The following is a 12,453-nucleotide window of genomic DNA, read 5'->3' on the forward strand; positions in this document are numbered from 1 at the left end:
GGGGCTTCTTGTATTCGGATTCAAATGCAAAGCCGGGTGGCGCTACGCTTACCCGGCCTACGGTTGAGTGGCATGGTAGGCCGGGTAAGGCGAAGCCGCCACCCGGCGTTTTACATTACTCGTCGCCGTTAAAACCCGCACGGTTCAGCAGGAACTGCGACAGCAGCGCCACTGGACGCCCGGTTGCGCCTTTGGCCTTACCGGAGCGCCATGCGGTGCCCGCGATATCCAGGTGCGCCCAGTTGTACTTGCGGGTGAAGCGCGCCAGGAAGCAGCCTGCGGTAATTGCACCGCCAGGACGTCCGCCAATGTTCGCCATATCCGCAAAGTTAGACTCCAGCTGATCCTGGTACTCGTCACCCAGCGGCAGGCGCCACGCGCGGTCGCCAGCCTGCTCTGAGGCACCAATCAGCTCGTGCGCCAGCGGGTTGTGGTTCGACATCAGGCCGGTGATGTGGTGGCCCAGCGCAATCACGCAGGCACCGGTGAGGGTCGCGACGTCAATCACCGCTTCAGGCTCGAAGCGCTCGACGTAGGTCAGCACGTCACACAGCACTAGACGGCCTTCGGCGTCGGTGTTCAGCACTTCAACGGTCTGGCCGGACATGGTGGTCAGGACGTCACCCGGACGATAGGCGCGGCCGCCAGGCATGTTTTCGCAGCCCGCCAGGACGCCAATCACGTTGATGGGCAGCTGAAGTTCCGCAACCATGCGCATGACGCCGTAAACCGCCGCCGCACCGCACATGTCGTATTTCATCTCGTCCATGCCTTCGGCTGGCTTGATGGAGATACCGCCGGAGTCGAAGGTCAGGCCTTTACCGACGAGCACGACAGGGCGCGCGTCTTCGGACGGATTGCCTTTGTACTCAATGACCGACATCAGGGATTCATTCTGCGAGCCGTTACCGACCGCCAGGTAAGAGTGCATGCCCAGCTCTTTCATCTGCTGTTCGCCGATGACGCGGGTAATGACGTTTTTGCTGTAGGCGTCGGCCAGCTGGCGCGCCTGAGAGGCCAGGTACGCCGCGTTACAGATGTTAGGCGGCATGTTGCCGAGATCTTTCGCCGCTTTAATACCGGCAGCGATTGCCAGACCGTGCTGGATGGCGCGTTCGCCGCTGGTCAGCTCGCGACGGGTTGGCACGTTAAAGACCATTTTGCGCAGCGGACGACGCGGCTCGCTTTTGTTGGTTTTCAGCTGATCGAAGCTGTACAGGCTCTCTTTTGCGGTTTCGACCGCCTGACGCACTTTCCAGTATGTGTTGCGCCCTTTGACGTGCAGCTCGGTCAGGAAGCAGACGGCTTCCATTGAGCCGGTATCATTCAGGGTATTGATTGTTTTCTGAATCACCTGCTTATACTGACGTTCATCCAGCTCGCGTTCTTTGCCGCAGCCAACCAGCAGAATACGCTCTGACAGTACGTTCGGAACATGGTGCAGTAACAGCGTCTGCCCAGGTTTGCCTTCCAGTTCGCCGCGGCGCAGCAGGGCGCTAATATAGCCGTCACTGATTTTATCGAGTTGTTCGGCGATCGGGGAGAGTCGGCGTGGTTCAAAGACGCCCACAACGATGCAGGCACTCCGCTGTTTCTCCGGGCTACCACTTTTTACACTGAACTCCATGCACTACGCTCCTGAATCTTAAAGACAACGGCGGCTGCTACGGATAGAATTGAAACCTTTCGTAACTCATGTCCGCTGTTGTGGTGACTTCGTGTTAATCTTACGTTACTACGGTTTCGACACGTCAGAAAAAGTCCTGAAGCGTGAATCCGCTGGATGTTTTAATCTTAGCGATGATTTCGACGACTCAAGAGAATAAATGACGTTTAAGCCATGAAACAAGCGAAATTCCTGCAAAGAGACGGGTTTTTACGGGCGTATTTAAAGTGATAATCATAAGATATCTGGTGCGGGAGACGCTCAAAAGCCAACTGGCGATCCTCTTCATCCTGCTGCTGATTTTTTTCTGTCAGAAGCTGGTTAAGATCCTCGGTGCGGCCGTTGACGGCGAAATTCCAACAAATCTGGTGCTTTCCCTGCTTGGTTTAGGGATCCCGGAAATGGCGCAGCTCATCCTGCCGCTAAGTCTTTTCCTTGGCCTGCTCATGACGCTTGGGAAACTTTACACCGAGAGTGAAATCACGGTGATGCATGCCTGCGGCCTGAGCAAAGCCGTCCTGGTGAAAGCGGCCATGATACTGGCGCTGTTCACGGGTATCGTTGCGGCGGTCAATGTGATGTGGGCGGGCCCTATGTCTTCCCGTCATCAGGACGAAGTGCTGGCCGAAGCGAAAGCCAACCCCGGCATGGCGGCGCTAGCCCAGGGGCAGTTCCAGCAGGCGACCGACGGCAACTCCGTGCTGTTTATCGAGAGCGTTGACGGCAGTAAATTCAACGACGTATTCCTGGCGCAGCTGCGTCCGAAAGGTAACGCGCGTCCTTCGGTGGTGGTTGCAGACTCCGGTCAGCTTGCTCAGCGCAAAGATGGTTCTCAGATCGTGACGCTGAACAAAGGCACCCGGTTCGAAGGCACCGCGATGCTGCGCGACTTCCGTATCACGGATTTCCAGAACTATCAGGCCATTATCGGCCACCAGGCGGTGGCGCTCGATCCCACGGATACCGAGCAAATGGACATGCGTACCCTGTGGAATACCGATACAGACAGAGCGCGCGCTGAGTTCCACTGGCGCATAACGCTTGTCTTCACCGTGTTTATGATGGCGCTGATTGTCGTCCCGCTGAGCGTGGTAAACCCGCGCCAGGGACGCGTGCTCTCTATGCTGCCGGCGATGCTGCTTTATCTGATCTATTTCCTGCTGCAAACCTCGATTCGTTCTAACGGCGCGAAGGGCAAGCTGGACCCGATGGTCTGGACATGGTTCGTCAACAGCCTGTACATCTTACTGGCGCTGGGATTAAACCTGTGGGATACGGTGCCTGTGCGCCGCATACGTGCCCGATTCTCGCGTAAAGGAGCCATCTAATGCAGGCGTTTGGCGTTCTCGATCGCTATATCGGTAAAACCATTTTTACCACCATCATGATGACGTTGTTCATGCTGGTGTCGCTCTCCGGCATTATCAAATTTGTCGATCAGCTGAAAAAAGCCGGGCAGGGGAGCTATGACGCGCTGGGCGCGGGGATGTATACCCTGCTCAGCGTGCCGAAAGATGTGCAGATCTTCTTCCCGATGGCGGCCCTGCTGGGCGCGCTGCTGGGGCTGGGAATGCTGGCGCAGCGCAGCGAGCTGGTCGTTATGCAGGCCTCAGGCTTTACCCGCATGCAGGTGGCGCTGTCGGTAATGAAAACCGCGATCCCCCTGGTGCTGTTGACCATGGCGATTGGCGAGTGGGTTGCGCCACAGGGTGAACAGATGGCGCGTAACTACCGTGCTCAGGCCATGTACGGCGGTTCGCTGCTCTCGACTCAGCAAGGTTTATGGGCGAAAGACGGTAAAAACTTCGTCTACATCGAACGGGTTAAGGGGAATGATGAGCTGGGTGGCGTGAGCATTTACGCTTTCGATGACCAGCGTCGCCTGCAGTCCGTACGCCACGCCTCGTCGGCGAAGTTTGACGCCGAGCATAAGCAGTGGCGGCTGTCCCAGGTGGATGAATCTGACCTGACCGATCCGAAACAGATCGCCGGTTCCCAGACGGTAACCGGTACGTGGAAGACCAACCTGACCCCCGATAAGCTCGGCGTTGTGGCGCTGGATCCTGACGCGCTTTCCATCAGCGGGTTACACAACTATGTGAAATACCTGAAGTCGAGCGGACAGGATGCGGGGCGTTATCAGCTCAATATGTGGAGCAAAATCTTCCAGCCGATGTCCGTGGCGGTAATGATGCTGATGGCGCTGTCGTTTATCTTCGGCCCGCTGCGCAGCGTGCCGATGGGCGTGCGCGTCGTGACCGGCATCAGCTTCGGCTTCGTGTTCTACGTGCTCGACCAGATCTTCGGTCCACTGACGCTGGTTTATGGCATTCCGCCGATGATTGGCGCGCTGCTGCCAAGCGCCAGCTTCCTCCTGATCAGCCTCTGGCTGCTGCTGAAGCGCTCCTGATTGACCTCTCCTCGCTTCCGGTTCGCCGGGAGCGAGGCTAATCTCCTGTTTCACCCCGCACTTTTTCTCACAACCTTCAACGCCTCGCCCTGAATTTGAGTATTATTGAGCGATAACGTCGTGAAGGGATCCTCTATGAAGCAAATTCGAATGCTCGCCCAGTATTACGTCGACCTGATGATGAAGCTTGGGCTGGTGCGTTTTTCCATGCTGCTTGCGCTGGCGCTGGTCGTTCTGGCCATTGTCGTGCAAATGGCCGTTACCATGGTTCTGCATGGCCAGGTCGAGAGTATCGACGTCATCCGCTCCATCTTCTTTGGCTTGCTTATTACGCCCTGGGCGGTCTATTTCCTTTCCGTGGTGGTGGAACAGCTGGAAGAGTCCCGCCAGCGCCTGTCGAAGCTGGTCGATAAGCTGGAGGAGATGCGCGATCGCGACCTGAAGCTCAACGTCCAGCTCAAGGACAATATTGCGCAGCTGAACCAGGAGATCTCAGACCGCGAGAAGGCGGAGGCCGAGCGTCAGGCCACGCTGGAGCAGCTGAAAATCGAAATGAAAGAGCGCGAGGTGACGCAGATCCAGCTTGAGCAGCAATCCTCTTTCCTGCGCTCGTTCCTCGATGCGTCGCCGGATCTGGTTTTCTACCGTAACGAAGATAAAGAGTTTTCCGGCTGTAACCGGGCGATGGAGCTGCTCACCGGCAAAAGCGAGAAGCAGCTGATTCACCTGAAGCCGCAGGACGTTTACTCAGAAGAGGCGGCGGCCAAGGTCATGGAGACGGATGAAAAAGTCTTCCGCCATAACGTCTCGCTGACCTATGAACAGTGGCTGGACTACCCGGACGGACGCAAAGCCTGCTTTGAGATCCGTAAGGTGCCCTATTATGACCGCGTGGGGAAACGCCACGGCCTGATGGGCTTTGGCCGCGATATCACCGAACGTAAGCGCTATCAGGATGCCCTGGAGCGCGCGAGCCGCGACAAGACCACCTTCATCTCGACCATCAGCCACGAGCTGCGTACGCCGCTTAACGGCATTGTCGGGCTGAGCCGTATTCTGCTGGATACCGACCTGACCGCAGAGCAGGAAAAATACCTCAAGACTATCCACGTCTCAGCGGTCACGCTGGGTAATATCTTCAACGATATTATTGATATGGATAAGATGGAGCGCCGTAAGGTTCAGCTTGATAACCAGCCTGTTGATTTCACCAGCTTCCTTGCCGATCTGGAAAACCTGTCCGGCCTGCAGGCGCAGCAGAAGGGGCTGAGTTTTGTCATGCAGCCCACCCTGCCGCTGCCGCATAAAGTGGTGACTGACGGCACGCGTCTGCGCCAGATCCTGTGGAACCTGATCAGCAACGCGGTGAAATTTACCCAGAAGGGACAGGTGGCGGTGCGCATCCGCTATGACGAAGGTGACATGCTGCACTTCGAGGTGGAGGACTCCGGGATTGGTATTCCGCAGGAGGAGCAGGACAAAATCTTTGCCATGTATTACCAGGTGAAGGACAGCAACGGCGGGAAACCGGCGACCGGGACGGGCATTGGCCTGGCGGTGTCTAAACGGCTGGCGAAGAGCATGGGGGGCGATATCACCGTGACCAGCCTGCCGGGCAAAGGCTCAACCTTCACCCTGACGGTGCACGCACCAGCGGTGGCGGAAGAGGTAGAGGATACCTTTGAAAACGACGATATGCCGCTGCCAGCCCTGCACGTCCTGCTGGTGGAAGACATTGAGCTGAACGTGATTGTGGCGCGCTCCGTGCTGGAAAAACTGGGCAATAGCGTGGATGTCGCGATGACCGGAAAGGCCGCGCTCGAAATGTTTAAACCGGGCGAATACGATCTTGTCCTGCTGGATATTCAGCTGCCGGATATGACCGGGCTGGATATCTCGCGTGAGTTGACGCGTCAGTATGCGGCCGACGAACTGCCGCCGCTGGTGGCGTTGACGGCGAACGTACTGAAAGATAAAAAAGAGTATCTCGATGCCGGTATGGACGATGTACTCAGCAAGCCGCTGGCGGTGCCTGCTCTGACCGCTATGATCAAAAAGTTCTGGGATACCCACGATGAAGAGGAGAGCACCATGACGTCTGTTGATAGCGCAAAAGCCCAAACGATACTCGATACCGCGATGCTGGAGCAGTACATCGATCTGGTGGGTCCGAAACTGATTACCGACGGCCTGGCTGTGTTCGAAAAAATGATGCCGGGCTATCTGAGCGTGCTGGAATCAAACCTGACGGCGCGTGACCAGAAGGGCATCGTGGAAGAAGGCCATAAAATTAAAGGTGCTGCCGGCTCGGTTGGGTTACGCCATCTGCAGCAGCTGGGTCAACAGATTCAGTCGCCTGATTTACCTGCATGGGAAGATAACGTGGGTGATTGGGTTGAAGAGATGAAGCAAGAGTGGCAAAACGATGTTGCGGTGCTTAAAGCCTGGGTCGACGCCAGAAAAAAATGACCCCGGCTAGACCGGGGTGCGCGAATACTGCGCCAACACCAGGGAAATCGTGGCTGCGCCTGTTTTTAAACGTTATTTTCGAAAGGGCGCTGCCTGAAAAATTTAGGCCGCACGCAGATAAGATAGCAAATCTTAAATGGTTTGTTACATGAATCAGTGAAATGTGTGAAGCATAGCGTTTTAATCAAAATTATTAATGTGCTTCAGCAAGTTGCAGAAAAGGATTGTCATGATGAAAAAGATTGGTGTCGTGCTGAGCGGATGCGGTGTTTACGATGGTTCTGAGATACATGAAGCCGTCATTACGCTGCTGGCCCTGGCTAAGCAGGGGGCAGAGGCGATCTGTTTTGCGCCCGATAAAAATCAGGCGGATGTGATTAATCACCTGACCGGCGAGCCGATGGCGGAAACCCGTAATGTACTGATTGAGGCCGCGCGTATTGCGCGCGGCGATATCCATCCTCTTATTCAGGCAGACCCTACTGAGCTTGACGCGCTCATTGTGCCGGGCGGGTTTGGCGCGGCCAAAAATCTCAGTACCTTTGCCGCGCAGGGGGCGGAGTGCCAGATCGATCCTCATCTTAAAGCGCTGTCGCAGGCCATGCATGCGGCAGGAAAACCGCAGGGCTTTATCTGCATCGCGCCGGCCATGCTGCCGAGGATTTTTGATTTCCCGCTGCGCCTGACGATCGGAACGGATATTGATACCGCAGAGATCGTCGAGGAAATGGGGGGCGAACACGTCCCGTGCCCGGTTGATGACATTGTGGTTGATGAAGATAACAAAATAGTCACCACGCCAGCCTATATGCTGGCGAGTAACATCGCTGAAGCTGCCACCGGTATTGAAAAGCTGGTGGCCCGCGTGCTGGTGCTGACGGAATGAGGCGACACGCTTCCGCTGGAAAATGGGTGAAAGACCTTCTTTTGCGCATCGTGCTCGTGCTGGCGGTGTTCTGGGTCGGCGGACTGGCGGTGTTCAGCATTTTGCCCGTGCCGTTCTCTGCCGTGATGGTTGAGCGTCAGCTCGGGGCCTGGTTCAGCGGCGATTTCGGCTATGTTGCCCACTCTGACTGGGTGAGCATGAACGAGATTTCTCCGTTCATGGGGCTGGCGGTCATTGCGGCGGAGGACCAGAAATTCCCGGAGCACTGGGGGTTTGACGTTGCGGCCATTGAGAAGGCGCTGGCCCACAACGAACGCCATGAAAATCGCGTGCGCGGTGCGTCAACCTTGTCGCAGCAGACGGCCAAAAATCTGTTTTTGTGGGATGGTCGAAGCTGGGTGCGTAAAGGGCTGGAAGCGGGGTTAACCCTGGGGATGGAAACGATCTGGAGCAAAAAACGGATCCTGACCGTCTATCTCAACGTCGCTGAGTTTGGCGACGGTATTTTTGGTGTCGAAGCTGCCGCCCAGCGGTATTTCAATAAGCCTGCCAGCCGTCTGAGTATGTCAGAAGCCGCGCTATTGGCCGCGGTTTTACCGAATCCCATCCGCTTTAAAGCCAGTGCCCCATCGGGATACGTGCGAAGCCGGCAGGCGTGGATCATGCGCCAGATGAATCAGCTGGGCGGAGAAGGGTTTATGCAGCGTAACAACTTAATGTAGGGCGGGTAAGCACAGCGCCACCCGCCGACGTGGCGAGCGTTAGTCTTCGTCAAACCCGGCGTTAAACAGGGCAATCACCGCCGCCAGCGCTTCCTCTTCCTGAGGGCCGGTGGCTTCGACTTCAATCTGGCGCCCTTTGGCAGAGTCCAGCATCAGCAGCGCGATAACGCTGTTCGCCTCCGCCTCGGTGCCTTCGTCATTGCGCAACAGAACCTCTGCATCGAAACCCTGCATCAGCTCAAACAGCTTCATCGCCGGGCGCGCGTGCATACCCAGCTTGTTGGTGATCTCAACGGTTTGTTTTACGGTCATGTTTTACGTTTTTCCAGCGTGCGATGACGGGACTGAACGTTCTTTCCGCGCGAGCGGAAATAGTCGGCCAGCTGTTCGGCGATGTAAACCGAACGATGTTTACCGCCGGTACAGCCAATCGCCACCGTCAGGTAGCTACGATTGTTTGTCTCCAGCATAGGTAACCATAGCTCAAGGTAGCTTCGCGTCTGGTAGATAAAATTGTGAACTTCTGTGTGCCGGTCGAGGAAGGCCGCGACGGGTTTATCCAGGCCGGTCATGGGACGCAGCTTTGGATCCCAGTGCGGGTTGGGCAGGAAGCGCACGTCGAAAACATAATCCGCGTCGATCGGAATACCGTGCTTAAAGCCGAAGGATTCGAACACCATCGTCAGTTCACGCTCGCGCTTGCCCAGCAGCCGGGTACGCAGCATTTCCGCCAGCTCGTGAACGGACATCTCAGAGGTGTCGACAATCAGGTCGGCACGAGAGCGCAGCGGCTCCAGCAGGTCGCTCTCTTCATCGATCGCGCTCTCCAGAGAGAGATTCTTACTGGAAAGCGGGTGCAAACGACGGGTATCGCTGTAGCGGCGAATCAGCGTATTGCGATCGGCATCTAGGAACAGCAGCTGAGGCGAGAACGCGTCAGGCAGGTTGCTCATGGCCTGTTCGAAGATCTCTGGCGATTCCGGCATGTTACGGACGTCGATACTGACGGCGGCAGAGGTTTGTCGCTCTGCAAGCGTGCGGGCCAGGTCAGGCAATAGCACGACCGGCAGGTTATCGACGCAGTAAAAACCCATGTCTTCCAGGGCGCGCAGAGCAACGGATTTTCCCGACCCTGAACGACCGCTGACAATCATCAGCACCATGTTCCGTTTCTCCTCAGGACAACAGATGTGAAGGCCATCTCCTGGTTATGCATCATCCTGATTGCCTTCTGCTTCGGTGATAATTTGATAGAGCTCTTCATCACTTTGGGCCGAGCGCAGTCGACGGCAAATGGTTTTATCGGCCAGACGCTTAGCGACCAGCGACAGCGTATGCAGATGGGTTTTCGTCTGATCGGCAGGCACCAGCAGCGCGAAGAGGAGATCGACGGGCTGGTTATCAATAGCATCAAAAGCGATGGGTGTTTCAAGCTGCACAAACACACCCACGGCACGCAGGGTATCCTCTTCCAGTTTGCCGTGCGGGATCGCGATGCCGTTGCCGATACCGGTACTGCCCATTTTTTCACGGGTCAGAATCGCTTCGAAAACCACCTGCGGCGGCAGGCCCAGCTGTTTTGCGGCCAGTTCACTGATGATCTCCAGCGCACGTTTTTTGCTCTGGCAGTGAACCGCACTGCGGGTACATTCCTGGTTAAGGACATTGCTCAGTTGAAGAGCGGAATCGTTGTTCATCATAATTTCACCTAAGCGCTAACTGTACAAATGGCCTGTTGTGTTTCACAACAGGCCGTCCTGCACCCGTTAACTGCCCGGACAATTAGTGTTGTTTCAGTTTATCTTTATGTTTATTGAGCTGTCGCGCAAGCTTATCAATCAAGCCGTCGATAGCAGCGTACATGTCTTGCCCTTCCGCACTGGCATGCAGTTCACCCCCGTTAACATGCAGGGTGGCATCCGAGATATGAGTCACTTTCTCCACTTTCAACACAATATAGACCTGATTGATCCTTTCGAAATACTGCTCGAGTTTTGCAAACTTCGCGTTTACGAAGTCGCGTAAAGCCTCAGTAATTTCGACGTTTTGTCCAGTGATGTTGAGCTGCATAGTGTCTTCCTTATCGGTTGTGTCAGACCAGCTGTTTACGCTGGTTGGACGGCGGAATGGATAAAGACTCTCGATACTTCGCAACAGTACGGCGCGCCACCATAATACCCTGATCGGACAGCAGGGTGGTTAACTTACTGTCGCTTAGCGGCTTCGCGGGGTTCTCCGCGGCGATCAACTTCTTCACCAGCGCGCGAATGGCCGTTGACGACGCTTCGCCGCCGCCCTCGGTATTCACATGGCTGGAGAAGAAATACTTAAGCTCAAAAATACCGCGTGGACTGTGCAGATACTTCTGCGTGGTGACACGGGAAATGGTTGATTCATGCATCTCGACGGCCTGGGCGATATCCGCCAGCACCATCGGTTTCATATACTCTTCGCCCTGCTCAAAAAAAGCCTGCTGCTGTTCGACAATACAGCGGCTGACGCGCAGCAGCGTATCATTTCGACTCTCCAGACTTTTGATCAGCCATCGCGCTTCCTGAAGATTGCTGCGAATATATTGATTGTCGGAGTCGTTACGCACGCTGGTGCACATGGAGGCATACTGCTGGTTGATTTGCAGCCGAGGGATGCTGTCTGAATTCAGTTCAACGACCCAGCGGCCGTTGTGTTTCCTGACCAGCACATCCGGGATCACGTATTCCGGCTCGCTGGTCTGGATCGACTGCCCCGGGCGCGGATCGAGCGACTGGATCAGATTCACCGCTTCTTTGAGCACCTCTTCCTTCAGACGCGTAACGCGCATCAGGGAGCGGAAATCGTGGTTCGCCAGCAGATCCAGATGATCGCTGATGATTAAGCGCGCCTCGTCGAGCCATGGCGTCTCTTTGCTGAACTGAGAGAGCTGGATCAGCAGGCAGTCGCGCAGATCTTTTGCGGCTACGCCTACCGGATCGAAACGCTGGATGCGCTTCAGAACGGCTTCAACTTCCTCAAGCTCGATATCGTCGTCGCCCATGCTTTCCAGAATATCGTCCAGGGTGACGGTCAGATAGCCGGTGTCGTCAACGGCATCGACAATGGAGGTGGCAATCGCGCGATCGGTGTCGGAGAAAGGGGTGAGCTCCACCTGCCACATCAGGTAATCCTGTAGCGACTGGGTGGTTTCTCCCTGATAGACCGGTAGCTCATCGTCCTGGTAGTCCGCACGCGTCCCGGAAGGGGTTCCGGCGGTGTAGATTTCATCCCAGCTCGCATCCAGCGGAAGCTCGTCGGGCATCTCTTTTTGTTCGAGTGCATCCGCGGTGTCGAGCGCTTCTGTATCCTGCGATTGCTGGGTGTCTACCTCGTCATGAAGATCGGTTTGTTCCAGCAGGGGGTTGCTGTCCAGCGCCTGCTGGAGCTCCTGCTGAAGTTCTAACGTGGACAGTTGCAACAGGCGAATTGCCTGCTGTAGCTGCGGCGTCATCGCCAGTTGTTGGCTGAGCCTTAATTGCAAACCTTGCTTCATGTTCAGAGCATTTTTCTCCGGTTCGGCGTTACGTTACCTCTACCCTATCAGAGTCTGAAGTCTTCCCCAAGATAGACGCGCTTAACATGATCGTCTTCGAGGATCTGCTGCGGCGTACCGTGGGCGATCAAATTGCCCTGGCTCACAATATACGCGCGTTCACACACGGCCAGCGTTTCACGGACGTTGTGGTCGGTGATCAGTACGCCAAGCCCGCTGTCGCGCAGGTGTTCAATGATGCGTTTAATGTCGATAACGGAGATCGGGTCAACGCCCGCAAACGGTTCATCCAGCAGGATAAATTTCGGGTTGGCGGCCAGCGCGCGAGCAATCTCGACGCGACGGCGTTCCCCCCCGGAGAGCGCCTGGCCGAGGCTGTCACGCAGATGCTCAATGTGGAACTCTTCCATCAGCTCGTTGGCACGATCCTGACGCTGTTCGCTGGTCAGATCGTTACGAATTTGCAGGACCGCCATCAGGTTATCGTAAACGCTGAGACGACGGAAAATGGACGCTTCCTGCGGTAGATAGCCGATCCCGCGGCGCGCGCGCGCGTGCAGCGGCAGCAGGCTGATGTCTTCATCGTCAATGATAATGTTGCCGGCATCGCGCGGCACAATCCCAACGACCATGTAGAAGGTGGTGGTTTTACCCGCACCGTTAGGGCCAAGCAGCCCTACAATTTCGCCGGAGTTGACGGTCAGACTGACATCTTCCACGACACGGCGGCCCTTATAGGCCTTCGCGAGATTTTTTGCAGTTAATGTTGCCATA

At 56.0% G+C, this 12,453-nt stretch carries 12 protein-coding genes; 5 read left to right on the forward strand and 7 right to left on the reverse strand.

The window, feature by feature from the left end:
- Positions 1–115 precede the first annotated feature (115 nt).
- Complete coding sequence (gene pepA, locus ACMWKK_RS11525) at positions 116–1,627, reverse strand: leucyl aminopeptidase (RefSeq protein ID WP_406542798.1); 1,512 nt, start codon at positions 1,625–1,627, stop codon at positions 116–118.
- A 266-nt stretch (positions 1,628–1,893) separates the two neighbouring features.
- Between pepA and lptF the strand changes: the two genes are divergently transcribed.
- From lptF to mtgA, 5 genes are all read left to right on the forward strand, one after another.
- On the forward strand, positions 1,894–2,994 hold the full coding sequence (lptF, locus tag ACMWKK_RS11530) for an LPS export ABC transporter permease LptF (protein WP_024906345.1): 1,101 nt from the start codon (positions 1,894–1,896) through the stop codon (positions 2,992–2,994).
- Positions 2,994–4,076 (forward strand): LPS export ABC transporter permease LptG, encoded by a 1,083-nt coding sequence (gene lptG, locus ACMWKK_RS11535; protein WP_045329715.1) that lies wholly within the window; start codon positions 2,994–2,996, stop codon positions 4,074–4,076. The genes lptF and lptG overlap by 1 nt, the downstream gene beginning before the upstream one ends.
- Positions 4,077–4,211: 135 nt before the next feature.
- Positions 4,212–6,545, forward strand: a complete 2,334-nt coding sequence (gene arcB, locus ACMWKK_RS11540; RefSeq protein WP_112780500.1) for an aerobic respiration two-component sensor histidine kinase ArcB — start codon at positions 4,212–4,214, stop codon at positions 6,543–6,545.
- 232 nt (positions 6,546–6,777) lie between these two features.
- Entirely contained in the window at positions 6,778–7,431 is a 654-nt protein-coding gene (gene elbB / locus ACMWKK_RS11545) for an isoprenoid biosynthesis glyoxalase ElbB (RefSeq protein ID WP_161656295.1), read from the forward strand.
- Positions 7,428–8,153 carry a monofunctional biosynthetic peptidoglycan transglycosylase gene (mtgA, locus tag ACMWKK_RS11550; protein ID WP_112780498.1) on the forward strand — a complete coding sequence of 242 codons (726 nt, stop codon included), beginning with the start codon at positions 7,428–7,430 and terminating at the stop codon, positions 8,151–8,153. The genes elbB and mtgA overlap by 4 nt, the downstream gene beginning before the upstream one ends.
- A gap of 39 nt (positions 8,154–8,192) precedes the next feature.
- Here the strand turns inward: mtgA and npr are convergent, their stop codons facing one another.
- From npr to lptB, 6 genes are all read right to left on the reverse strand, one after another.
- Positions 8,193–8,465 (reverse strand): PTS phosphocarrier protein NPr, encoded by a 273-nt coding sequence (npr, locus tag ACMWKK_RS11555; RefSeq protein ID WP_003861872.1) that lies wholly within the window; start codon positions 8,463–8,465, stop codon positions 8,193–8,195.
- On the reverse strand, positions 8,462–9,316 hold the full coding sequence (gene rapZ / locus ACMWKK_RS11560; protein ID WP_014885397.1) for an RNase adapter RapZ: 855 nt from the start codon (positions 9,314–9,316) through the stop codon (positions 8,462–8,464). Before rapZ ends, npr begins: the two co-directional genes overlap by 4 nt.
- A gap of 45 nt (positions 9,317–9,361) precedes the next feature.
- Positions 9,362–9,853 (reverse strand): PTS IIA-like nitrogen regulatory protein PtsN, encoded by a 492-nt coding sequence (ptsN, locus tag ACMWKK_RS11565; RefSeq protein WP_008501443.1) that lies wholly within the window; start codon positions 9,851–9,853, stop codon positions 9,362–9,364.
- Positions 9,854–9,935: 82 nt separating this feature from the next.
- On the reverse strand, positions 9,936–10,223 hold the full coding sequence (gene hpf, locus ACMWKK_RS11570; RefSeq protein WP_008501444.1) for a ribosome hibernation promoting factor: 288 nt from the start codon (positions 10,221–10,223) through the stop codon (positions 9,936–9,938).
- Between the two features lie 22 nt (positions 10,224–10,245).
- Positions 10,246–11,679: an RNA polymerase factor sigma-54 gene (gene rpoN, locus ACMWKK_RS11575; protein WP_045329720.1), complete on the reverse strand. Its 1,434-nt coding sequence runs from the start codon at positions 11,677–11,679 to the stop codon at positions 10,246–10,248.
- Positions 11,680–11,726: 47 nt separating this feature from the next.
- Positions 11,727–12,452, reverse strand: a complete 726-nt coding sequence (gene lptB, locus ACMWKK_RS11580; protein WP_023309359.1) for an LPS export ABC transporter ATP-binding protein — start codon at positions 12,450–12,452, stop codon at positions 11,727–11,729.
- Position 12,453: the final 1 nt, after the last annotated feature.

Origin of the sequence: Enterobacter sp. 01-M-03-SI-ECC (genome assembly GCF_047530215.1) — a bacterium.
Taxonomy (GTDB): domain Bacteria; phylum Pseudomonadota; class Gammaproteobacteria; order Enterobacterales; family Enterobacteriaceae; genus Enterobacter; species Enterobacter chengduensis.